Consider the following 21,484-nt stretch of genomic DNA (forward strand, 5'->3'; position numbering starts at 1 on the left):
CAAAAGCCCCGGACCGCATTTGACGGCCGGGGCTTTTCTCTGCGATATTAAGGGATTCCATGCCCTCAGAACAGAAGGACATGGAAAAGCTTGATGAAGTCATCATATCCGGGCGGGAGCTGAATTGTCAAACGCGGAATTGCAGGACGAGCAGGAATTCCTGAATCTGCTTCATGAACGCCTCGCCGAGCTGCGCGACGGGGCCGAGTCGGCGGTGCGGGAAGCGCTGGCCCCGACCGGCAGCACGTTCCAGGCGCGGATCGAGCGCGATGTGCTGGTGGCCGAGCAGTCCGGGCTGCTGGCCGCCTTCAACTCCGGTGAGCACGGGCTCTGCTTCGGCCGGCTCGCCTTCCGTGACGGCCCGGACCACCACATCGGCCGGATCGGCATCCGGCGCGACGACGCGGACCGCACCCCGCTCGTCCTCGACTGGCGGGCCGACGTGGCGCGCCCGTTCTACCTCGCCACCGGGCACACCCCGATGGGGCTGCGCCGCCGCCGTCACATCACCACCGAAGGGCGGCGGGTCACCGGTCTGCACGACGAGATCCTGGACCTCGCCGACCCCGAGCGCACCGGACACGAGGGCGACGACGACGCCGTGCTGTTCGCGGCCCTGGGCGCGGCGCGCACCGGCCGGATGCAGGACATCGTGCAGACCATCCAGGCCGAGCAGGACCGGATCATCCGGGCCCCGCACCACGGCGCCCTCGTCGTCGAGGGCGGCCCCGGCACCGGGAAGACCGCGGTCGCGCTGCACCGCGCCGCCTTCCTGCTGTACGCGCACCGGGAGCTGCTGGCCCGGCGCGCCGTGCTGGTCGTCGGCCCCAACCCGACGTTCCTGGGCTACATCGCGGCCGTGCTGCCCTCGCTCGGCGAGACGGGCGTCCTGATGGCCACGCCGGGTGAGCTGTTCCCCGGGGTGACCGCGACCGGGACCGACTCCCCCGGGGCCGCCGCGGTGAAGGGCGGCACCGCGATGGCCGACGCGCTGGCGCGCTTCGTCGCGGACCGGCAGCTGCTCCCCGACCCGGAGATCGTGATCGAGCACGACGACGGCGAACTCCGGCTCGACGCCGAACTGGTGTCCCGGGCACGGGAGGCGGCGCGTGCGACCCGGCTGCCGCACAATCTCGCCCGCCCGCACTTCGCGTTCCGCGTCATCGACGCACTGACGGCGCAGCTGACCGAGCGGATCGGCGCCGACCCCTTCGGCGGTCCCAACCTCCTCGGTCCGGACGACATCGCCCAGCTGGGCAAGGCGATCGCCGCGAGCGCCGGCGTCCGGGCCGCCATCGCCGAGCTGTGGCCCATGATCACCCCGCAGCAGCTGGTCGCGGACTTCCTCGCCGATCCGGTCCACCTCCCGGAGGCCGACGCGGACGCGATCCGCCGCACGGGCGGCGCCTGGACCCCGGCGGACGTCCCGCTGCTCGACGAGGCGGCGGAGCTGCTGGGCGAGGACGACTCCGCGGCGCGGGCGCTGGCCGAGGCGGAGCGGCAGGAGCGGATCGCGTACGCCCAGGGGGTGCTCGACCTGTCGTACGGCTCCCGCACCCAGGAGTTCGAGGACCGCGACGACGAGGACTCGGAGGTGCTGGCCGCGCACGACCTGGTCGACGCGGAGCGGCTCGCCGAGCGCCACGAGGAGGCCGACCACCGCAGCGCCGCCGAGCGCGCCGCCGCCGACCGGACCTGGGCGTTCGGCCACATCATCGTCGACGAGGCACAGGAGCTGTCCGCGATGATGTGGCGGCTGCTGATGCGGCGCTGCCCGACCCGTTCGATGACGCTGGTCGGCGACCCGGCGCAGACCGCGGAGCCCGGTGGCTGCGGGTCCTGGGAGGCGATCCTCGCACCGTATGTGGGTGACCGCTGGGAGCACGTCCGGCTGGGCGTCAACTACCGTACGCCCGCCCGGGTCATGGAGGTCGCGGCCGAGGTGGCCCGGGCGGCGGACCCGTCCTTCGAGCCGCCGCGCTCCATCCGGTCCACGGACGCCCGCCCCTGGGCGGTGCACGCGGAGGACCTGCCGCGCGCGGCCGCCGAGGCCGTGGCGCGGGAGCGCCGCGCCGAGGGACGGACCGCCGTGATCGCACCGGCGGACCGGATCGCCGCGCTGGCGGCCGCCCTGCCGGACGCGTCGTCGGGCCCGGTGCCCGATCTGACCAGCCCGGTCGTCCTGCTCGACCCGCGGCAGGCCAAGGGGCTGGAGTTCGACACGGTGATCGTGGCGGAGCCGGCCGAGTTCGGGGTGAACGACCTGTACGTCGCGCTCACCCGGGCGACCCAGCGGCTGGGCGTCGTGCACACGGCGGCGCTGCCACCGGGCATGACGGGGCTGCCGGCCCCGGACCGTCCGGTGGACACCGGCGCCGCCGTCCACTGATCCGCCCCTGCCGATCCAGCGCTGACGTTCCGCCACGACCGGCCGTCGTCCCGGGCCGGCGACCGGCGACCGGCAGCAGTGCCGCCGGGTCGGGCGGGGCTGTCTCCTCCCCGCCCGGCCCGGCGGCCCGCGGCGGGAGGACCGGACACACCGCCCACGGACGCCCGAAGGGCGGGTGGCCTGCCGGTCGGCAGGCCACCCGCCCTTCGGGCAGCGGAACGGAGTGTCAGCTCCAGCTGGCGTGCAGCGGCTTGCCCTCGGCGTAGCCCGCAGCGCTCTGGACGCCCACGACGGCGCGCTCGTGGAACTCCTCCAGCGAGTCCGCGCCCGCGTAGGTGCAGGAGCTGCGGACGCCGGCGATGATCGAGTCGATGAGGTCCTCGACCCCGGGACGCGCCGGGTCCAGGAACATCCGGGACGTCGAGATGCCCTCCTCGAACAGGCCCTTGCGCGCCCGGTCGTAGGAGGACTCCTCGCTGGTGCGGTTCCGGACGGCGCGCGCGGAGGCCATGCCGAAGCTCTCCTTGTACGGGCGGCCGTCGGCGGTGTGCTGGAGGTCGCCGGGCGACTCGTAGGTCCCGGCGAACCAGGAACCGACCATCACGTTGGACGCGCCCGCGGCCAGCGCCATCGCGACGTCCCTCGGGTGCCGGACCCCGCCGTCCGCCCAGACGTGCTTGCCGAGCCGCCGCGCCTCGGCGGCGCACTCCAGCACGGCGGAGAACTGCGGCCGGCCGACGCCGGTCATCATCCGGGTGGTGCACATGGCGCCCGGTCCGACCCCGACCTTGACGATGTCCGCGCCGGCCGCGACCAGGTCGCGGACGCCCTCGGCGGCCACGACGTTGCCCGCCACGACCGGCACCTGCGGGTCGAGGCCGCGCACCGCCTTCAGCGCGGCGATCATCGACTCCTGGTGGCCGTGGGCGGTGTCGACGACGAGCGTGTCCACCCCGGCCTCGAGCAGCGCCTTGGCACGCCCGGCGACATCGCCGTTCACGCCGACCGCGGCGGCGATCCGCAGCTTGCCGTCGGCGTCCGTGGCCGGGGTGTACAGGGTGGCCCGGAGCGCGCCCTTGCGGGTGAGGATGCCGACGAGCCGGCCGTCCCGGTCGACGGCGGGCGCGAGCTTGCGGTGCGCGGCATCGAGACGGTTGAACGCCTCGCGCGGGTCGATGTCCGCGTCGAGTACCAGCAGTTCCCGGGACATGACCTCGGACAGCTGGGTGAAGCGGTCGACGCCGGTGAGGTCCGACTCGGTCACCACGCCGACGGGCCGGCCGTCCTCGACGACGACGCCCGCGCCGTGCGCCCGCTTGGGGAGCAGGGCCAGGCCGTCGGCGACGGTCGCGGTCGGAGCGAGCACGATCGGGGTGTCCAGCACGTGATGGCGCTGCTTGACCCAGCCGATGACGTCGGTGACGACATCGAGCGGGATGTCCTGCGGGATCACCACGAGCCCGCCGCGCCGGGCGACGGTCTCGGCCATCCGGCGGCCGGCGATCGCGGTCATGTTGGCGACCACGAGCGGAATGGTGGTCCCGGTGCCGTCGGGCGCGGACAGGTCCACGGCCTGGCGGGACCCCACGGAGGAGCGGCTCGGCACCATGAAGACGTCGTCGTACGTCAGGTCGTACGGCGGCTTCTGATCATTGAGGAAACGCATGCTAACTCTCTCACCTGCGATGTTACGTGCTTGGCCGGTGGGGAGTCAGGACCGTATCCGGAGCGGACCGGGCTGCGGCTCCTCGACCATCATCGCTGATGGCACCCGGCCGAGGCGAACATCCGCACCGTTCTCTGTACCTTCCCCCAGCGGCGCCGCTCGCCCGCTCGCCGGGTCCTGTGGCTTCCGCCAATTGCAGCGTCCGGCGGAGGGCCGCGGAGGGCTCCGTTCCGGCCTCGGGTCCCGGTCCGGTCACGGACGCCGGGCTACTGGCCAGAACTCTTGTCCGGGCCCCATGAAGCCTCTACTGTCCGCGAGATCTCCACCCGGAGAACCCGATCCATCCACACGGCGGCGCCCGTACGACGGAGAACCCGGATGACATCTCTGACCATACCGGTCATGCTCACCTTTGGAATCTTCCTCCTCGCCATGGTCATGGTGGGCATCTGGACGTACCAGGAGACGAGCAGTTTCTCCGAGTTCGCTCTCGGCGGGCGCCGCCTGCCCGCACCGGTGGCCGCTCTCTCCGCGGGGGCCAGCGACATGTCCGGCTGGCTGTTCCTGGGGCTGCCCGGGGCCGTGTACGCGACGGGCGTCGGTGCCACCTGGATCGCCGTCGGCCTGGCCCTCGGCACCTATCTCAACTGGCGGCTCGTCGCCCCGCGGCTGCGCACCTACACCGAACGGGCCGCCGACTCGGTGACCCTGTCGGCGTATCTGGAGGAGCGGTTCGAGGACGGCAGCCGGATGCTGCGTCTCCTCTCGGCGACCGTCGTGGTGGTGTTCTTCACCGTCTATGTGGCGAGCGGACTGCTCGCCGGGGGCGTGCTGTTCGAGGAGATCTTCGGCGGCGGTTTCGAAGTCGCGCTCACCACCTTCGCCGTGGTGATCGTGGCCTACACCTTCCTCGGCGGCTTCCGGGCGGTGAGTGTCACGCACTCGGTGCAGGCCACCTGGATGTGCCTGGCGGCGATCGCCCTGCCGGTGATCGCCATCGGTGCGCTCGGCGGCTACGACGCCGTCCGTGACGCGGTGGCCGGCCGGAGCCCGTCCCTGCTGGACATGAGTGCCAAGGCGGGCTTCGAGGACGGCCTGTGGACGTCCGGCCAACCGCTCGGCGCGGTCGCCGTGATCTCGCTGCTGGCCTGGGGGCTCGGCTACTTCGGGCAGCCCCACATCCTGGTCCGCTTCATGAGCATCCGCAGCACCCGGGACATCCCGCGGGCCCGGCGCATCGGGGTGACCTGGGTGGTCGTCACGCTGGCCGGCGCGTCACTGGTCGGGCTGGTGGGCATCGCGGCGCTGGACGAGCCGCTGGACAACCCCGAGACGATCTTCATTGCGCTCACCGCCCAGCTGGTCAACCCGTGGATCGCGGGCCTGCTGCTGGTGGCGGTGCTCGCCGCGATCAAGTCCACCGCGGACAGCCAGCTGCTGGTCTCCGCGACCACGCTCACCGAGGACTTCTACCGGGCGTTCTTCAACCGGCGGGCCTCCGAGGCGTCGCTGCTGCTGGTGGGCCGGGCCACGGTGGTGGTCGTGGCCGTCGTCGCCTACGCCATCGCCCTCAGCGGCGGCGCCGTGCTCGACATCGTCGCGTACGCCTGGGCGGGCTTCGGCTCGGCCTTCGGCCCGGTGATCCTGCTGTCGCTGTACTGGCCCCGGATGACCCGGGCCGGGGCGATGGCGGGCATCGTGACGGGCGCGCTCACCGTCGTGCTGTGGAAGCAGATCGACCCGCTGCTGGGCCCGTTGCGGACCGGCATCTACGAGATGGTGCCCGGGGTGCTCGCCGCCACGGCCGCCGCGCTGTTCTTCGGCCGGTTCGTCGGCCGGCCCCCGCTGCGAGACTGGTCGGGCCCGATGGACATACAGAACGACCCCCAGGCCACCGAGGCCGGTCCGAGCGTGTTCCAGCGGTAGTTCCCGGCCGCCGCGCGCACGGCGAGAGCATGTGCCGGGCAGCCGCACCCCGGCCCCCGCTTCGGGTCGGGACCAGGACCGGGATGACGAACGACGGCAACAGTGACGACGGCACGACCGCATGCCGCACAGGCCCCGACGGCCGCGGAACGGCGCGGGCGGCCACCGACCCGGCCGGGCGCGAGCGCTGTCCGGCCGGCCGGTCACACCACCGGAAGTCCGACTGCAGCTCCGCCGCACCGCCACCCGGCCTGAAGCCCGGCACGTACGATGCGCCGCCGGAGGTGGTGTGCCCATGAGGACCGCAAGTGGCGGCCAGGTGCTGGTGATCGATGACGACGCGGCCATCCGGCGTTCCCTGGAGCGCGGGCTGCGGCTCAACGGCTTCGCCGTGAGCCTGGCGGACGGCGGGCACGCCGCACTCGCCGAGCTGCGCGCGGATGTCCCCGACGTGGTGGTCCTGGACATCTCGATGCCGGACCTGAGTGGGATCGAGGTGTGCCGCGCGCTGCGCGCGGACGGCAACGACATACCCGTGCTGATGCTCTCGGCCCTCGACGAGGTCTCCGACCGGGTCGCGGGACTGCAGGCCGGCGGCGACGACTACCTCGTCAAGCCCTTCGCCCTGCAGGAGCTGGTCCTGCGGCTGCACGCCCTGCTGCGGCGCCGTCCCCCGGCTGCCACCGACCGGGTACGGGTGGGCGCGCTGGAGATCCGCCCGGAAGCGCACGAGGCGCTGCTGGACGGCACGCCGCTCCGGCTCACCCGGCGCGAGTTCGAGCTGCTGGCGGTGCTGGCCCGCAACGCCGGGCTCGTCCTCACCCGTGACCAGTTGCTGGACCGGGTCTGGGGCTACGACTTCGAGGTGCGGACGGACGCCGTCGACACGTTCGTCAGCTATCTGCGGCGCAAGCTGGAGGCGGACGGGCGGCCCCGGATGCTGCACACGGTGCGCGGCGTCGGCTTCGTCCTGCGGGAGGGCCAGGACGCCCCGACGCCGGGCGGACGCGCGTCATGAGGCTCGCCACGAGGATCGCCCTCGCGGTGGGCATCACCGTGCCCGTGCTGGTACTCGCCTCGGGCTGGCTGCTGCTCCAGCTCGTCTCGGCCGACCTGCGCGCTGAGCAGGACGCACGGCTGCGGCGCAGCGCAACGGCCGTGACCCCGGACGCCCTGGCGCTGCTGCGCGCCACCGCGGCCCAGCGGCCCGAGGCCGTGGAACAGAAGCGCGAGCGGCGACTTCTGGGCTCCGCACTGGATGTGGGCATCCGGCTCACCGGCCCCGAGGGCACCGTGCTCGCCGGTCCCCAGCCCGATACGTCCGCACCGCTCCCGGAGACAGCCGGACGGCCGGTCACCGTACGCGGGAACGGCGAGCGGTGGCGGGCCGTCTCCATCCCGGTGTCGGTACCGGCGTCGGCATCGCGCGGCAGGCCCGCCGCCCGTGGCACGCTGTGGCTGTTCTCCCCCGAAACCACGAGCCGGGCCGAACTGGCACTCGTGCGGCGCCGGGTGCTGACCGTGGCGCTACTGGCCGCCCCGCTCGGGGCGGCGCTGGCCTGGGCCGCGGCCTCGGGTGCGGCGCGGCCGCTGCGTCGCCTGCAGCACCGTACGAACGGCCTCGACCCCCGCACCAGCGCCGCTCGGCTGGACCACCGGCGGACCGGGATCACCGAGGTCGATGACCTGGCCGGCACGCTCCGCACCGTACTGGCCCGCTACGACCAGCAGGCCGCGCGCACCGCGGAGGCTCTGGAGACGGCCCGTTCGTTCGCGGCGGCCGCCGCGCACGAACTGCGCACGCCCCTCATGAGCATGCGGACCAATCTGGACATCCTCACCGAGCACCCCGATCTGGCGGGCGCCGACCGAGCCGATGTGCTGTCCGACCTCGGGCTGGAACACGAGCGGCTGCTGCGGCTGTTGGTGATGCTCAGGGCGCTGACGCACGGTGACCTTGTCGAGGCGGAGGACTTCGGCCCCGTGGACCTCGCCGAGGTGGTGGAGGCTGCGGCCGCCGGTCTGCGCCGCAGCCACCCCGGAACCGAGGTGTCGGTGGCCGGCACCCCGGGGCTGCAGGTGCACGGCTGGGAACAGGGGCTGCGCTCGGTGGTCGACAACCTGCTGGCCAACGGGCGGGTGCACGGAACCCGGGACGGCGAACCGGCCCGCATCGACGTGGCCCTGGGCCCCGGACGGTCACCGGACGGGACCCCGGCCGCGGTGCTCACCGTGGACGACCGGGGGCCGGGCATCCCCCCGGAGCTGCGTGAGGAGGTCTTCCAACGGTTCCGCCGCCGACCGGAGAGCCCCGGTTCTGGCCTCGGGCTGACTCTGGTCGCGCAGCAGATCGCCCTGCACCACGGCACCGTCACGGTGACGGACCGGCCGGACGGACTGCCGGGTGCCCGCATCGAGGTCCGTCTTCCGACGATGCCGGGGCCGGGCGGGGACGACGGGGACACGACGGCCACCCTGCTGCTGCGCCGGGACTGGCTCTCCCGGCCCGGACTGCCCGCGGAGCAGGGGGAGTCCGGGCCACAGAGTTTCCACAAGGAGCCCGCCTAGCTTCCTTCTTCGACAGGCCCCGGCCCTACGGAAGGAAGACACCATGCAACGTGGAAAGAGCGTCGTCGTGGCTCTCGGCGCCACAGCCGCCCTGCTCGGACCGGTGGGCATCGCCATCGCGGACGGCAGCACTCCGGGCTCCGCCCCCTCGTCGGCCTCCTCCTCCGCACCGGCCCAGGACGGCCGGGGGAAGGGCGCCGGGCCGGAGACGGGTCACAGGCAGCAGGGCCAGGGCAAGAAGCACCGCGGCCAGCAGGCACACGGGAAGAAGCGGAACGGCGCCCGCCGACTGTGCAAACGGGCTCCCCGGATCGAGCAGCGGATCGAGCGGGTTCTGCGGCGGCTGAAGGGCGGCCCCGAGGTCCGCGGCTCGGTCGCCCGGCTCACTGCGCGGGCCGAGAAGGCCAAGAAGGCGGACAACACCGAGATCGCCACCTTCCTCAACCACAAGCTCACGTTCCGCAAGTCCCTCGTCCAAACCCTGGAGAAGCGGCAGAAGGACCTCGCCGAGGTCGAGAAGTGGTGCGCCGCGCGGAGCAAGGGCTCCGGGGCATGACGGGCCGGCTGCGCCTCACCACCGCGGCCGTGCTGTGCACCGCGCTGGCCACTGGCTGCGGCGGCGCGACGGGCGGTCAGGACGACGCCGAGAGGGCCGGCACTTCCTCCCGGAGCACCCCGTCGGCCACGGCTCCGGCCCCGTCCGCCTCCGAACTGGACAGGCTCACCCAGCTCGTGGACCGGGCCGAGTCCGCCGCGAAGGCAGCGGAATCCGACACCGAGAACGACAAGTGATCACAGGGGCCCGGCCGGTTCCGGAATGATTCCGGCACCGGCCGGTCCGCCGGTTGTCCCGAGCGACCATGCTGATCCCGCAGCTCCACGAAGCACGGGTTCGGCGATCCCTTCGCCGAACCCGTTTCGTCGCTCCCGCTGCGGCGTGGACTGCCCCCGAAGCTCGCCCCGTCGGCGATGATCGGCATCACGCGTCCCGGCCGAGAGGCCGAAGGCCGGTGCAGCAGGCCTCAGCACCCCGCCGGAACGGACTCCGGACGAACCGGATTCCGGCACCGGCGCTCCCGACAGATCCCCGGCAGGGAGAGTTCTCAGTCGTCCGGGTCGCCCCGGTCGAGCGCCGACCGCGGTCCCGGGCCGGTCTCGGTCAGCAGGAAGTCCGCGGCCGCCGTGTCCGTGACCAGGCTGGTGACCAGCCCGGAACGCAGGACGGCGCCGATCGCGGCCGCCTTGCGCTGCCCGCCCGCGATGGCCACGACCTCCGGGATGCGGCGCAGCCGGTCGGCCTCCACGGTGATGCAGCGCTCCCCCAGGTCGCGCCCGATGCGGCGGCCCTCGGAGTCGAAGAGGTGGGCGGACATCTCGGCGGCGGCGCCGAGCGAGGCGTAGTGCTCCCGCTCGTCCTCGCTGAGCATGTCGTAGACCGTGGAGATGCCCGGGTCCCAGGAGCCGATGGAGACGCAGGCGACGGTGACCTTGTCGAAGTACTCGAAGGCGCGGGCGATCCCGGTCTGGCCGCGGAGTGCGGCGGCTGTGGCCGGGTCCGGCAGCAGCATCGGCGCGTAGATGGGGTGCGCCTCGCCGCCGGAGACGGCCGCGGCGCGGCGGACGGCCTCGACCGATCCGCGTTCGGCGGTGCCCGCGTCGTAGACCCCGGTGAGCTGGACGACCGTGCAGGGCGGCAGCCGGTTCAGCGCCGCGGCCATGTGGATCGTGGAACGGCCCCAGGCGAGGCCGAGGACGTCGCCCTCGGTCACCAGCTCGCCGAGCAGGTCGGCGGCGACCTCGCCGAGGTTCTCCGGGTCCGCGGCGTCGGCCGAGGCATCCGCCGGCGACTCGACGACGACCGCGTGCCGCAGACCGTAGCGGGCGCGGAGCGCGTCGGAGCGCTCGGCGTCCAGTTCCGCGGGCACCCGGATCTCGATGCGCACGAGGTCGCGTTCCAACGCGGTTTCCAGGACCCGGGCCACCTTGAAGCGGCTGACGCCGAACTCCTCGGCAATCTGGATCTTGGACTTGCCCTCGAGGTAGAAGCGGCGGGCCATGGCCGCCGCCTGCACCAGCTCCGCGGGTCCCATCCGCATGGCTGACCGGCCCGTCGACACCGCTATCTCCTTAGCCTCACTGTTCTCCGCTCCCGGCCAGTGCCGGGAGCTTTCCTGCTCATCCTGTCAGAAGCCGCGGTTGTCGATCAGCCCTTGCCCCCCGCGTTCACCGAGCGGACGCTCAGTGGTTGCACGCCCACGCGGCCGCGGCGGTGGTCTCCTCCGCCTGTGCCCGCAGAGAGCGTACGGCGGCGGCCGGGTCGTCCGTGCCGTAGACGGCGGACCCGGCGACGAAGACATCCGCGCCGGCCTCCGCGCACCGCTCGATGGTGGCCGCCGAGACACCGCCGTCGACCTGCAGCCACAGCTCCAGCCCGTGCTTGGCGATGAGTTCCCGGGTGCGGCGGATCTTCGGCAGCATGATGTCGAGGAACGCCTGACCACCGAAGCCGGGCTCGACCGTCATGATCAGCAGCATATCCAGCTCGGGGAGCAGATCCTCGTACGGCTCTATCGGGGTGGCCGGCTTGAGCGCCATCGAGGCGCGTGCCCCCTTGGCCCGGATCTCCCGCGCCAGCCGTACCGGCGCGGCGGCGGTCTCGGCGTGGAAGGTGACGGACCCCGCCCCGGCCTCGACGTACTGGGGCGCCCAGCGGTCCGGCTCCTCGATCATGAGGTGGCAGTCCAGCGGGATGTCGGTCGACCGGGCCAGCGACTCGACGATGGGGGCGCCGAGCGTCAGATTGGGCACGAAGTGGTTGTCCATGACGTCGACGTGGAGCCAGTCGGCACCGTCGACGGCCTTCGCCTCCTCCGCCAGGCGCGAAAAGTCGGCGGAGAGGATACTGGGGTTGATCTGAACGGCCATGGCACAAGCCTGCCATGGCCGACGGCTGTCGGTTGACCGGAATGGACGGCATTCCGGGTCCACCGGGCCGAACCGCCTCGGGATCGATCGCGGCGCTCCGGACGGACGCCCGCCGGCGATGGGGGTCTGATGTCGGACGGACGGCGTCGGGGTGTGGCCTGGCTGGTCTGCGGACGGCGGACGAAGTGGCTGGTCCTGCTGGTCTGGGTCCTGGTGATCTTCGCGCTGGCGCCGCTGGCGCAGAAGCTCGGCGGCGCGCAGGACAACGACGCCACCTCCTGGCTCCCCGGGAGCGCGGAGTCCACCCAGGTCCTGCAGATCTCCAGAGAATTCCGGCCGGAGACGGTGCCGGCGGTCGTGATCTACGAGCGGCCGGGCGGCCTCACCGCCCAGGACCGGCACACCATCGCCGACGACGCCGAGCAGATCAAACCGCTCCGCGAGCACGGAATCCGTGGGGCGGAGACCCGCGGCCCGTTCTACAACAGCGCGCAGGATCCCCGTGCGGCACTGATCCTGATCCCCGTCACGGTGGACGAGCGGGGCTGGGACGAGCTGTCCGCGGCGGTCGACACCATCCGGGACGAGACCGGTTCGGGTGACGGGCTCAAGGTGTACATCACCGGCCCGGCCGGCACCTCCGCCGACTTCGCGAAGACGTTCGAGGGCATCGACTCGACGCTGCTGGTGGCGGCCCTCGGCGTGGTCATCGTGGCGCTGCTGATCACCTACCGCAGCCCCACGCTGCTGCTGGTGCCGGTGCTGTCGGTGGTCGGTGCCCTGCTGACCGCCCAGGCCATCATCTATCTGCTCGCCGAGTACGCCGGGCTGACGGTGAACGGGCAGAGCGCGGGCATCCTGACGGTGCTGGTCTTCGGTGCGGGTACCGACTACGCCCTGCTGCTGGTCGCCCGCTACCGGGAGGAGCTGCGCCGGCACGAGGACCGCCACGAGGCGATGGCGCTGGCGCTGCACCGCGCCGGGCCGGCCGTGCTGGCCAGCGGCGCCACCGTCGGCATGGGCATGCTCGTACTGCTCGTCGCCGAGATGAACTCGACCAGCGGGCTGGGCCCGGTCTGCGCCATCGGGGTGCTCGTCGCGGTGCTGGCGATGGTGACGCTGTTCCCGGCGCTGCTGGTGATCCTGGGCCGGTGGATCTTCTGGCCGGTGGTCCCGCACTTCGGCTCGGCCGAACCCACCGAGCAGGGCTTCTGGGCCCGGATCGGCGGGCGGATCGCCCGCCGGCCGCGGGCCGTCTGGGTGACCACCGCCGTCATTCTGGCCGCGCTCTCCTTCGGCATGCTGGGGCTGCGCGCCGCGGGCATCAGCAATGCCGACGCGTTCACCGAGACGAAGGAGTCCATCACCGGCCAGCAGGTGTCCGAGCGGTACTTCCCGGCGGGCAGCGGCGATCCGCTGCTGATCGTGGCCGACCAGGGGGCCGCCCGGGAGGTCGGACGGGTGGTCGCGGGGACGCCCGGGGTGGTGCCGCAGTCGCTCGGTGTCCCTCCGGGCTCCGCGCCCGAGCACGAGGGCCGGGTGCTGTTCGAGGCGACCATGACGGATCCGGCCGACAGCGGGGCGGCGAAGGACACCGTCGAACGGGTCCGGGACGCGGTCCACGCCGTGCCCGGCGCCGACGCCAAGGTCGGCGGCGGCACGGCCGCCCTGCTGGACGCCGACACGGCCTCGACCCGCGACAACATCGTGGTGATCCCGCTGGTGCTGCTCGTGGTCCTGATCATCCTGACGATGCTGCTGAGAGCCCTGGTGGCACCGCTGGTCCTGATCGCCACCGTGGTGCTCTCCTACGCCACCGCGCTCGGCATCAGCGCCCTCGCCTTCCGCCATGTCTTCGACTACGCGGGCGAGGACACGGCGTTCCCGCTCTTCGTCTTCGTGTTCCTGGTCGCGCTGGGCATCGACTACAACATCTTCCTGTCCACCCGGGTGCGCGAGGAGTCGTTCCGGCAGGGCACCCGCCGGGGCACCCTCACCGCCCTGGCCGCGACCGGCGCCGTGATCACCTCGGCCGGTCTGGTCCTCGCCGGTACGTTCGCGGCGCTCGGCACGCTGCCGCTGACCGGCTTCTCCGAGATCGGCTTCGCCGTCGCCGTCGGCGTCCTGCTGGACACCTTCATCGTGCGGTCGGTGCTGGTCACCGCGCTGTTCCTGGACATCGGGCCCCGCATGTGGTGGCCGCACCGGCTCGCCCGGGAGGACGGCCCGCCGCGGGCCGGGAGCCCGCCCGCGCAGCCGGTGCCGTGAGCGCGACGGGCCGCCGCTGCGGGCGGTCCGGCCCGCCCGGCCGGGCCCGGTGCCCGGTCACCGCACCTTGCTGTACGTCCTGACCAGCACGCCGTTGTCGAAGGTCCGGACCGACTCCAGCGCGAACTCCCTGGCGCCGAAGTCCGCGCCGAACATGGGCATCCCCGAACCGTAGACCAGCGGGTAGGTCTTGATCACCAGCTCGTCGATCTCGTCGAGCAGTTCGCCCGCGAGCTGCGAGCCCCCGCAGAGCCAGATGCCCAGCCCGGCGCCCTCGGCCTTGAGTTCACGGATGCGGCCGACCAGATCGTCGGAGATGAGCTCCACGTTCGGGTCGGGGGACGCCTTCAGGGTCCGGGACGCCACGTATTCACGCATCTGGCCGTACGGGCTGGTGATGCCGGCGTCCAGCGCGATCCGGTAGCTGGCGCGCCCCTGGACGACCGTGTCGAACGCGCGGTTCTCCAGATCGTGGAGGCCCAGCGCCCGGCGGCCCTCGACCGAGATGGTCTCCGGGTACTCGGCCTTCAGGTACTCCAGGAACTCCTCGTTCACGAACCGGAACATCGAGGTGGCGTCGCCGCCCGGGTCGCCGATGAAGCCGTCGATCGAACAGGCGACGAAATAGGTGAGCTTGCGCAAAGAGGCCTTCTTCCGTGGACGCATGAGGACGCGGCGGCGGGTCGTGGCACGGAGACCCGCGAACCAACCACTTCACCTATAGTGCTTCATGTGTAGTGGTTGAGCAACCCCTTTTCCCGCACGGCAGATCGAGGAGAGATACGCATGGTCAGGAACCCGGAGCGCAGGACGGCACTCATCGACGCGGCGATCGACGTGCTGGCGGACGAGGGCGCACGCGGGCTCACCTTCCGCGCCGTCGACGCCCGGGCCGGTGTCCCGGTCGGCACGGCATCCAACTACTTCGCCAGCCGGGACGACCTGTTCACCCAGGCGGGCGCCCGGATCCACGTCCGGATGACACCGGAGCCGACGGCGGTCGAGACGGCGATGCGCCCGGCGCCGTCACGCGAGCTGGTGACCGAGCTGATGCGGTGGCTGGTGCAACGGATGACCGACGACCGCACCGGCTATCTGGCCATGCTGGAACTGCGCCTGGAGGCCACCCGCCGGCCGGCCCTCCGGGAACAGCTGACCCGCACCATCCGGGCGGGCTACGACGAGAGCCTGGCCTTCCACCTGGACGCCGGACTGCCCGGCGACGCCGACACCTTCCTGGTGCTCTATCTGGCCATGACCGGCGTGCTGCTGGAGCACCTCACCCTGCCCGGGATGCTCTCCGACATCGCCCTGGAGCGGATGGTGGAGACCGTGGTCACGGGGATCCTTCCGGCACGGTGAGCACGCCGCCGCCCGACACCACGACAGAGGCGGGGCGGCGGCCGAGGAATGACGACGGATCAGGCCGTACGGCGGAGCAGCGCCAGATACATCGCGTCCGTGCCGTGCAGATGCGGCCAGAGCTGGACGTCCGGACCGTCGCCCAGGGCGGGCACCCCGGGCATCAGCGGCCGGGCGTCGATCCACTCCGCGGACACCGCGGTGCCCCCGCGGCCCTTGAGGACGTCGTCGACCACGGCGCGGGTCTCCGCCAGGTGCGGGGAGCAGGTGGCGTACCCGACCACGCCGCCGACCCGTACGGCGGCCAGCGCCTCGCGCAGCAGCCCGCGCTGGAGCGGCGCGAAGCCGTCGAGGTCCTCGGGACGGCGGCGCCAGCGGGCCTCCGGCCTGCGGCGCAGCGCGCCCAGACCGGTGCACGGCACGTCCACCAGCACCCGGTCGAAGGTCCCCGCCCGCCACGGCGGGCGGGTGCCATCCGCGGCGATCACCTGGTACGGCCCCGGGTTGCCCGCCAGCGCCCGCTCGACCAGCCGGGCCCGGTGCGGCTGCTTCTCGGCGGCCAGCAGCGTGGCGCCCCGCTGTGCGGCCAGCGCGCCGAGCAGCGCGGCCTTGCCGCCGGGGCCCGCGCAGCCGTCGAGCCAGCGGGCGTCGGATCCGTCCAGGGGCGCCAGCGCCAGCGCCGCGGCGACCAGCTGGCTGCCCTCGTCCTGCACTCCGGCCCGCCCGTCGCGGACCGCGTCGAGGGCGCCCGGCTCCCCGCCCTCGGCCAGCCGCACCGCGTACGGGGACCAGCGCCCGGGCAGCGCGGAGTCCTCCCCGACGGCGGCCACGAGCTCCTCGGTCGTGGAGCGTCCGGGCCGGGCCACCAGCGTCACCTCGGGGCGCTCGTTGTCGGCCTCCAGCAGGTCCTCGATCCCGGCCCGGCCACCGCCGAGCGCGTCCCAGAGCGCGGAGACGATCCAGCGGGGGTGGGAGTGGACGATGCCGAGGTGGTCCTCGGGGTCGTCGTCGTACGGCGGGGCGACCCGGTCCAGCCAGCCGTCGAGGTCGTCGGCGGCGATCCGGCGGAGCACGGCGTTCACGAACTTCGCCCGCCCGTCGCCGAGCACGACCCGGGCCAGTTCCACACTCGACGACACCGCCGCGTGCGTGGGGATCCGGGTCCCCAGCAGCTGGTGCGCCCCGAGGCTGAGCACGTCGAGCACCGGCGGGTCCACCTCGCGCAGCGGCCGGTCCACGCAGGCTGCGATGACCGCGTCGTAGGTGCCCTGACGGCGCAGCGTCCCGTAGACCAGCTCGGTCGCCAGCGCGGCGTCCCGGCCGTCGAAGCCGCCGTCCTCCCGGGCCTTCCGCAGCAGCGGCGGGAGGACCAGGTTGGCGTAGGCGTCCCGCTCGTCCACGGCACGCAGTGCCTCGAACGCGAGGAGGCGCACGGGGTCCTTCTGGGGACGGCGGTAGGGCTTGCCGGGACGGCGACGTGACGGGGCGTTCACAGGCAAAGTGCTCCGGGGGAGATATCGGGCCGAGGGGACCAGCCTACGTCGCCGCCCCGGGTGCCCGGCCGGGCCCCCGGCGGGAGCGGGCGGCGGGCGGGCTCCGTCCGGCTCCTGCCGGGCCGCGCTCACCGGTCCGGCCCCACCGCGGGCGGCAGCCCCGCCGCGGCGGCCGGTCGCCGGCGGGACCACCGACCGGAGCCTCTCCGGACGGCGGGACTCAGCCGCCCAGACGCTCGTCCGCGGCGATCCGCACGCCGCGCGCCCAATCGGCCGCCCGCATCGGCTTCTTGCCCTGCGGCTGGACCCACTGCAGTTCGACGGCGTGCGAGCCGGTGCCCGCGTACACCGCGTTCTTGCTGCCCGCGAGCGCACCGGGCGCCAGCTCGGTGCGGTCGGGCAGCAGCGCCACCGACATGACCTTCAGCCGCTCACCGCGGAACCGGGTCCACGCCCCGGGGGCCGGCGCGCAGCCCCGGACGACCCGGTCGACCCGGAGGGCGGGCGCCGACCAGTCGAGCTCCGCGTCCTCGACGTTGATCTTCGGGGCATAGGTCACGCCCTCGGCCGGCTGCGGGACGGCCTTCAGGGTGCCGTCCTCGATCCCGTCCATCGTGGCGGCGAGCAGCCCCGAGCCCGCGAAGGCGAGCCGGGTCAGCAGGTCACCGCTGGTGTCGGTGGGCCGGACGTGTTCGGTGAGCACGCCGTACACCGGCCCCGAGTCCAGGCCCTCCTCGATGAGGAAGGTGGTGGCGCCGGTCATCTCGTCCCCCGCCAGCAGCGCGTGCTGGACGGGCGCGGCACCGCGCCAGGCGGGCAGCAGGGAGAAGTGCAGGTTGACCCAGCCGTGCGCGGGGATCTCGAGCGCGGCGAGCGGCAGCAGCGCGCCGTAGGCGACGACCGGGCAGCAGTCGGGGGCGATCTCCCGGAGCCGGGCCAGAAAGGCGGGGTCGCGCGGCTTCTCCGGCTTGAGCACCTCGATGCCCGCCTCCTCGGCCCGCTGGGCGACCGGGCTGGCCACCAGCCGCCGTCCGCGCCCGGCGGGCGCGTCCGGCCGGGTGACGACGGCCGCGACCTCGTGCCGGTCCGACGCGATCAGGGCGTCCAGGGCGGGTACGGCGACCTCGGGGGTGCCGGCGAACACGAGTTTCATCGGTGCTGCAGCCTCTCAGGCAGGAACGGGCGCGGAAACGACGGGACCGAACGGTGCCGGTGCGGAGCGCACCAGTCTATGGGCCGGACCGGGAGGGGGCGTACGCACCATCGTGCGCCCCCTTGGCCGCCTGGCGTGCGCCCCGGCAAGCGTGACCCCGGGGGCAGGTCCGGCGTTGGTCAAGAGAGCTTGACCGAAATGGGGCCGCTTCTACGGCCCGTCACTTTCAACGCCGGTTCGAGAGGCTTGTTCATGGCCGACCACGCAACGCACGACGCCCAAGCCCGGGCCAGCCTGCACCTGCTGGTGCGGGACATCGAGCGGGTCCGCCGGCAGGTGGACGCACTGCGCACCCTGACGGCCCAGTTGGGCAATGTCTACCGGCCACGGCGTTCGGGACCGTCCGCCGGCTTCGTGGTGTACGGCAGGGCCCCCGCCCCCACCGTGCGACTCGCCCAGGAGCTGCGGGACAGTGTCGAGACGCTGGTGACGGCCGCGGTGGACTTCGACCGGTCGCTCGGCTTCTCGTGGGACGCGGTGGGCTCGGCGCTCGGCGTGACGAAGCAGGCGGTGCACCGCCGTTACGGTTCGCGCCGCACGGCGGCGCAGAGCGGCACCGGCAGCGAGTCGGCACGCCCCCCGGAGGGGGTGCGGACCACGGAGGCGTCGCCGGTGTCCGTCACCCCGGCCTCCGGCCTGCACCACGGGGAGTCGCACCCCTCCGTACCGGCGGCCCGCTCGGTCCCCGGCCAGGCGACGCCCTCGTCCGTCCGGGAGGAGACCCGGCCGAGCGCCTTCCCCGGCCCGCGGCACGGCTGACCTGCGGCGTCGCGCGGCATGCCCTGGCTGCGCCGGCATCCGGCCGTCCCGGCCGCCGCGTCGTGTGGCGGCGCTCCTCGCGGACCACGAGGGGCGCCGCCACATGATGCGGAGCCCAGGCCGCCCGGCCGCTGTCCGCCCCGTGGCCCGGCGCACCGAACGGCCCCGCAGTCCGCACCTCCCGCCCCGTTCGCGCCTCCGGAACGGCGCCCCGGTGGCCGGAGCGCGCCAACCGGCAAGCGGCGCAAGGACAGGGCCTGCCGTGGCGCCGACCGGCCGGAGTTCCGCACTCCCCCAGCGCGGAGCCGGAGCCGGGCACAGGAGGACCGGCCGGGGTGCCGGACCGGTTCGACGCCGGAACAGCGGCACCGGTCCGCCGCGGCCGGTCAGCCCAGATCCGGCGGGTCGATGCGGATCCGCACCGGCTCACCTTCCCGCCGCACCGCGCGAGCCGCCTGAGCGGTCTTCACGGCCGACGCCAACGCCGCACCAGTGCCCGGGCGGACGCGGAGCAGCACCCGCTCCCACTGCTCCCCCGGAGGCGGGTCGCCCGGCCGGCGGGGGCGGCCCGGCTCACCGACGGGCAGCGGGACCGGCCCCAACACCTCGGTCCCCTCGGGGAGTTCCGCGATGTGCAGCAGTCCCTGGACGTCCTCGGGCCGGCCGGACACCGCCGCCATCCGGGAGACCGGCGGGAAGCCCAGCTCGGCACGCTCGGCCAGCTCCCGCACCGCGTGCCCCGCCGGATCCCAGCGGACCAGCGCCTGGACGGGCCGCAGTGTCGGTTCGGCGACGACGACCACGGTGCCCCCCGCTTCCTGCCCCCGGACCAGGGCCGCGGCAGCGAGCCAGCGGCGCAGGGCCTCCTCACCGGCCCGCAGGTCGGGACGGCCGAGCATCGCCCAGCCGTCCAGCAGCAGCGCGGCGGCGTAGCCGGCCTCGGCCACCGGTTCGGCCCCCGGCGTGCTGATGACCAGCGCGGGCCGGTCGGGCACCGTGTCCAGCACGTGGTCGCGGCCGGAGGTCCGCACGGGAACGGCCGGAAAGGCCCGCCCCAGCTCCTCGGCCGTGCGCCGGGCGCCCACGATCTGCGCCCGCAGCCGCGCTCCCCCGCACTCGGCGCAGTGCCACCGCTCCGCCGCCCGCCCGCACCAGCCGCACTGCAGGGCGTCCCGGTCGTGCGCCTCCAGCGGCCCCGCGCAGTGCCCGCATCGGGCAGGGGCCCGGCAGCGCTCACAGGCCAGCCGGGGCGCATAGCCCCGCCGCGGCACCTGGACCAGCACCGGCCCGGTCCGCAGCCCCTCGCGCACCGTCTGCCAGGCGAGGGTGGGCAGCCGGGCGGCGCGCGCCGCCTCGTCGCGCGCCTGCTCGGCGTCGCCGACCGTACGGATCAGCGGCGCCGCCGCCCGGACCTGCTCCCGGTCCGCGGTCAGCGGCAGCGCCCAGCCGGTCTCGACGAGCTGCGCCGCCTCCACGGTGCAGCTCTGCCCGCCGAGCAGGAAGGCCGCCTTCTCGTGCGCCGCGCGCAGCAGCAGGACCTCCCGCGCGTGCGGCTGGGGCGCGTGCTGCTCGCTGTGGCTGGAGTCCCCGTCGTCCCAGATCGCCACCAGGCCGAGGTCCCGGACGGGCGCGAACATCGCGGCACGGGTGCCGATGACGCCCCGCACCTGCCCCCGGCTCACCGCGAGCCAGCGGCGGTAGCGCTCCTCGGGCCCGCTGTCCGCGGTCAGCAGGACATGCCGGCCGGGGCCGGCCAGGGCGGTGAGAGCCGCGTCCACCCGGGCGGCGGCCCGGCCGTCCGGGACGACGACCAGGGCCCCCCGGCCCGAGGCCAGCGCGGCCGCCGCGGCCCGGGCCAGCTCGTCCGGCCAGTGCGGTCCGGGCAGGGCCGTCCAGACGGCGCGCGGGGCGTCGCCGCGCGCCAGGGCCTGGAGGTAGCCGGGGCCACTGGGGTACCGCGCCCAGCTCCCCGGGTCGGGCACACCGGGCGGCGGCAGCGGCTCGGTGGCGGGTTCTGCCTCGGGGCGCACCCGGCGCGGCGGCACGGCCAGTTGAACGACGTCGGCGAGGGCACCCGCGTACCGGTCGGCCACGGCCCGGCAGAGCGCCAGCAGACCGGGGCCGAGCACCGGCTCGGGTGAGAGCACCTGGGCGATCGGCGCGAGCGGCCCGCGGTAGTCGCTCTCCGCCAGCCGCTCCACGATGAAGCCGTCGTGCAGCTCACCGCCCTCCCGGCGGCCTTTCACCACCCGGGCCCCGAAGCGGACCCGGACCCGGGCGCCGGGCCGTGCCTCGGCGTCCATCTTCGCCGGGACCGCGTAGTCGAAGAACTGGTCGAGATGGATCAGCCCCTTGTCGACCAGGACCCGGGCGACCGGGTACTCCTCGGCGAGCGCGGCGCCGCGCCAGGTGCGCGGCTTGGCCCGGGGCACCGGGGTCCGGCGGACGGTCTCGCGGATGAGCGCGAGCTGCTCGCCCCCCTGCACGCCCTCCGCCGGGGGGCTGTCGGCCGGCTCCTGCTCCGGCTGCCCGTTGTCGCTGCTCACAGCCCCAGTCCTACCAGACCCCTCGGACACGGGGGCCACCCTGTGGATGCGCCGGCTCACGCCCGGGCACGGCGGGGCCCGGGCCCGTACGACACGGCCGTGGGGGGGGGCGCCGGGGCGGGGGGGGGCCCGCGCCCCGGGCCCCCGGGCGCGACCCGCCGGGGCCCGCCCGCGGCCCGCCCCGGCGGGGGGCCCCCCCCGGAGGGCCCGCCCCCCCCCCGCCCCCCCCCCCCGCCGGGGGGGCCCCCCCCCCCGGCCCCCCCCGCCGCGCCCCCCCCCCCCGGGCCCCGCGCCCCACGGCGAAGCGGAACCGGGTTACAGACCGGCGGCGGCGCGCAGCGCGTCGACGCGGTCGGTGCGCTCCCAGGT

At 74.2% G+C, this 21,484-nt stretch carries 16 protein-coding genes; 9 read left to right on the forward strand and 7 right to left on the reverse strand.

The window, feature by feature from the left end:
- The first annotated feature begins 139 nt into the window (after positions 1 to 139).
- On the forward strand, positions 140 to 2,389 hold the full coding sequence (locus tag ACFYYR_RS31120) for a HelD family protein (protein ID WP_388861130.1): 2,250 nt from the start codon (positions 140 to 142) through the stop codon (positions 2,387 to 2,389).
- A gap of 226 nt (positions 2,390 to 2,615) precedes the next feature.
- Here ACFYYR_RS31120 and ACFYYR_RS31125 read toward each other — a convergent pair whose 3' ends face one another.
- Positions 2,616 to 4,055: a GuaB1 family IMP dehydrogenase-related protein gene (locus ACFYYR_RS31125; protein WP_388861080.1), complete on the reverse strand. Its 1,440-nt coding sequence runs from the start codon at positions 4,053 to 4,055 to the stop codon at positions 2,616 to 2,618.
- Between the two features lie 378 nt (positions 4,056 to 4,433).
- Between ACFYYR_RS31125 and putP the strand changes: the two genes are divergently transcribed.
- The 5 genes from putP (at position 4,434) to ACFYYR_RS31150 (ending at position 9,341) form a co-directional block, all read left to right on the forward strand.
- Entirely contained in the window at positions 4,434 to 5,981 is a 1,548-nt protein-coding gene (gene putP, locus ACFYYR_RS31130) for a sodium/proline symporter PutP (RefSeq protein ID WP_388861084.1), read from the forward strand.
- 295 nt (positions 5,982 to 6,276) lie between these two features.
- Complete coding sequence (locus ACFYYR_RS31135) at positions 6,277 to 6,999, forward strand: response regulator transcription factor (RefSeq protein WP_388861088.1); 723 nt, start codon at positions 6,277 to 6,279, stop codon at positions 6,997 to 6,999.
- The gene (locus tag ACFYYR_RS31140) at positions 6,996 to 8,549 is read left to right on the forward strand and encodes a sensor histidine kinase (RefSeq protein WP_388861091.1); all 1,554 of its coding nucleotides are present in this window, start codon (positions 6,996 to 6,998) and stop codon (positions 8,547 to 8,549) included. Before ACFYYR_RS31135 ends, ACFYYR_RS31140 begins: the two co-directional genes overlap by 4 nt.
- Before the next feature lie 43 nt (positions 8,550 to 8,592).
- A complete protein-coding gene (locus tag ACFYYR_RS31145; protein WP_388861094.1) occupies positions 8,593 to 9,105 on the forward strand; it encodes a hypothetical protein in 513 nt (170 codons plus the stop codon).
- A complete protein-coding gene (locus ACFYYR_RS31150) occupies positions 9,102 to 9,341 on the forward strand; it encodes a hypothetical protein (protein ID WP_388861097.1) in 240 nt (79 codons plus the stop codon). The genes ACFYYR_RS31145 and ACFYYR_RS31150 overlap by 4 nt, the downstream gene beginning before the upstream one ends.
- A 311-nt stretch (positions 9,342 to 9,652) precedes the next feature.
- Here the strand turns inward: ACFYYR_RS31150 and ACFYYR_RS31155 are convergent, their stop codons facing one another.
- Positions 9,653 to 10,639 (reverse strand): sugar-binding transcriptional regulator, encoded by a 987-nt coding sequence (locus tag ACFYYR_RS31155; RefSeq protein ID WP_388861133.1) that lies wholly within the window; start codon positions 10,637 to 10,639, stop codon positions 9,653 to 9,655.
- Positions 10,640 to 10,787: 148 nt separating this feature from the next.
- Positions 10,788 to 11,474 carry a ribulose-phosphate 3-epimerase gene (gene rpe / locus ACFYYR_RS31160; RefSeq protein ID WP_388861100.1) on the reverse strand — a complete coding sequence of 229 codons (687 nt, stop codon included), beginning with the start codon at positions 11,472 to 11,474 and terminating at the stop codon, positions 10,788 to 10,790.
- Positions 11,475 to 11,603: 129 nt separating this feature from the next.
- On the opposite strand from rpe, the gene ACFYYR_RS31165 reads away from it, so the two are divergent.
- On the forward strand, positions 11,604 to 13,742 hold the full coding sequence (locus ACFYYR_RS31165) for an MMPL family transporter (RefSeq protein WP_388861102.1): 2,139 nt from the start codon (positions 11,604 to 11,606) through the stop codon (positions 13,740 to 13,742).
- A gap of 57 nt (positions 13,743 to 13,799) precedes the next feature.
- Here the strand turns inward: ACFYYR_RS31165 and ACFYYR_RS31170 are convergent, their stop codons facing one another.
- Positions 13,800 to 14,384 (reverse strand): dihydrofolate reductase family protein, encoded by a 585-nt coding sequence (locus ACFYYR_RS31170; protein WP_388861105.1) that lies wholly within the window; start codon positions 14,382 to 14,384, stop codon positions 13,800 to 13,802.
- Between the two features lie 144 nt (positions 14,385 to 14,528).
- On the opposite strand from ACFYYR_RS31170, the gene ACFYYR_RS31175 reads away from it, so the two are divergent.
- A complete protein-coding gene (locus ACFYYR_RS31175; protein ID WP_388861108.1) occupies positions 14,529 to 15,104 on the forward strand; it encodes a TetR/AcrR family transcriptional regulator in 576 nt (191 codons plus the stop codon).
- A gap of 59 nt (positions 15,105 to 15,163) precedes the next feature.
- On the opposite strand, the gene ACFYYR_RS31180 is transcribed toward ACFYYR_RS31175, so the two are convergent.
- Together ACFYYR_RS31180 and fmt are read right to left on the reverse strand one after the other, a co-directional pair.
- Positions 15,164 to 16,597 carry an RsmB/NOP family class I SAM-dependent RNA methyltransferase gene (locus ACFYYR_RS31180; RefSeq protein ID WP_388861111.1) on the reverse strand — a complete coding sequence of 478 codons (1,434 nt, stop codon included), beginning with the start codon at positions 16,595 to 16,597 and terminating at the stop codon, positions 15,164 to 15,166.
- Between the two features lie 220 nt (positions 16,598 to 16,817).
- Entirely contained in the window at positions 16,818 to 17,750 is a 933-nt protein-coding gene (fmt, locus tag ACFYYR_RS31185) for a methionyl-tRNA formyltransferase (protein WP_388861114.1), read from the reverse strand.
- Positions 17,751 to 18,002: 252 nt separating this feature from the next.
- Between fmt and ACFYYR_RS31190 the strand changes: the two genes are divergently transcribed.
- Positions 18,003 to 18,569, forward strand: coding sequence for a hypothetical protein (locus ACFYYR_RS31190; protein ID WP_388861118.1), 567 nt, complete (start codon positions 18,003 to 18,005; stop codon positions 18,567 to 18,569).
- 386 nt (positions 18,570 to 18,955) lie between these two features.
- Here the strand turns inward: ACFYYR_RS31190 and ACFYYR_RS31195 are convergent, their stop codons facing one another.
- Positions 18,956 to 21,115 carry a primosomal protein N' gene (locus tag ACFYYR_RS31195; RefSeq protein WP_388861121.1) on the reverse strand — a complete coding sequence of 720 codons (2,160 nt, stop codon included), beginning with the start codon at positions 21,113 to 21,115 and terminating at the stop codon, positions 18,956 to 18,958.
- Positions 21,116 to 21,484 lie beyond the last annotated feature (369 nt).

Source organism: Streptomyces sp. NPDC001922 (genome assembly GCF_042891165.1).
Lineage (GTDB): Bacteria > Actinomycetota > Actinomycetes > Streptomycetales > Streptomycetaceae > Streptomyces.

Bases quoted from the DNA above. Each gene is read 5' to 3' on its own strand.
- rpe (WP_388861100.1), bottom strand. From the start codon at position 11,474: ATGGCCGTTCAGATCAACCCCAGTATCCTCTCCGCCGACTTTTCGCGC.
- ACFYYR_RS31155 (WP_388861133.1), bottom strand. From the start codon at position 10,639: ATGGGACCCGCGGAGCTGGTGCAGGCGGCGGCCATGGCCCGCCGCTTC.
- fmt (WP_388861114.1), bottom strand. From the start codon at position 17,750: ATGAAACTCGTGTTCGCCGGCACCCCCGAGGTCGCCGTACCCGCCCTG.
- ACFYYR_RS31125 (WP_388861080.1), bottom strand. From the start codon at position 4,055: ATGCGTTTCCTCAATGATCAGAAGCCGCCGTACGACCTGACGTACGAC.
- ACFYYR_RS31135 (WP_388861088.1), top strand. From the start codon at position 6,277: ATGAGGACCGCAAGTGGCGGCCAGGTGCTGGTGATCGATGACGACGCG.
- ACFYYR_RS31165 (WP_388861102.1), top strand. From the start codon at position 11,604: ATGTCGGACGGACGGCGTCGGGGTGTGGCCTGGCTGGTCTGCGGACGG.
- putP (WP_388861084.1), top strand. From the start codon at position 4,434: ATGACATCTCTGACCATACCGGTCATGCTCACCTTTGGAATCTTCCTC.
- ACFYYR_RS31190 (WP_388861118.1), top strand. From the start codon at position 18,003: ATGGCCGACCACGCAACGCACGACGCCCAAGCCCGGGCCAGCCTGCAC.
- ACFYYR_RS31175 (WP_388861108.1), top strand. From the start codon at position 14,529: ATGGTCAGGAACCCGGAGCGCAGGACGGCACTCATCGACGCGGCGATC.
- ACFYYR_RS31145 (WP_388861094.1), top strand. From the start codon at position 8,593: ATGCAACGTGGAAAGAGCGTCGTCGTGGCTCTCGGCGCCACAGCCGCC.
- ACFYYR_RS31150 (WP_388861097.1), top strand. From the start codon at position 9,102: ATGACGGGCCGGCTGCGCCTCACCACCGCGGCCGTGCTGTGCACCGCG.
- ACFYYR_RS31140 (WP_388861091.1), top strand. From the start codon at position 6,996: ATGAGGCTCGCCACGAGGATCGCCCTCGCGGTGGGCATCACCGTGCCC.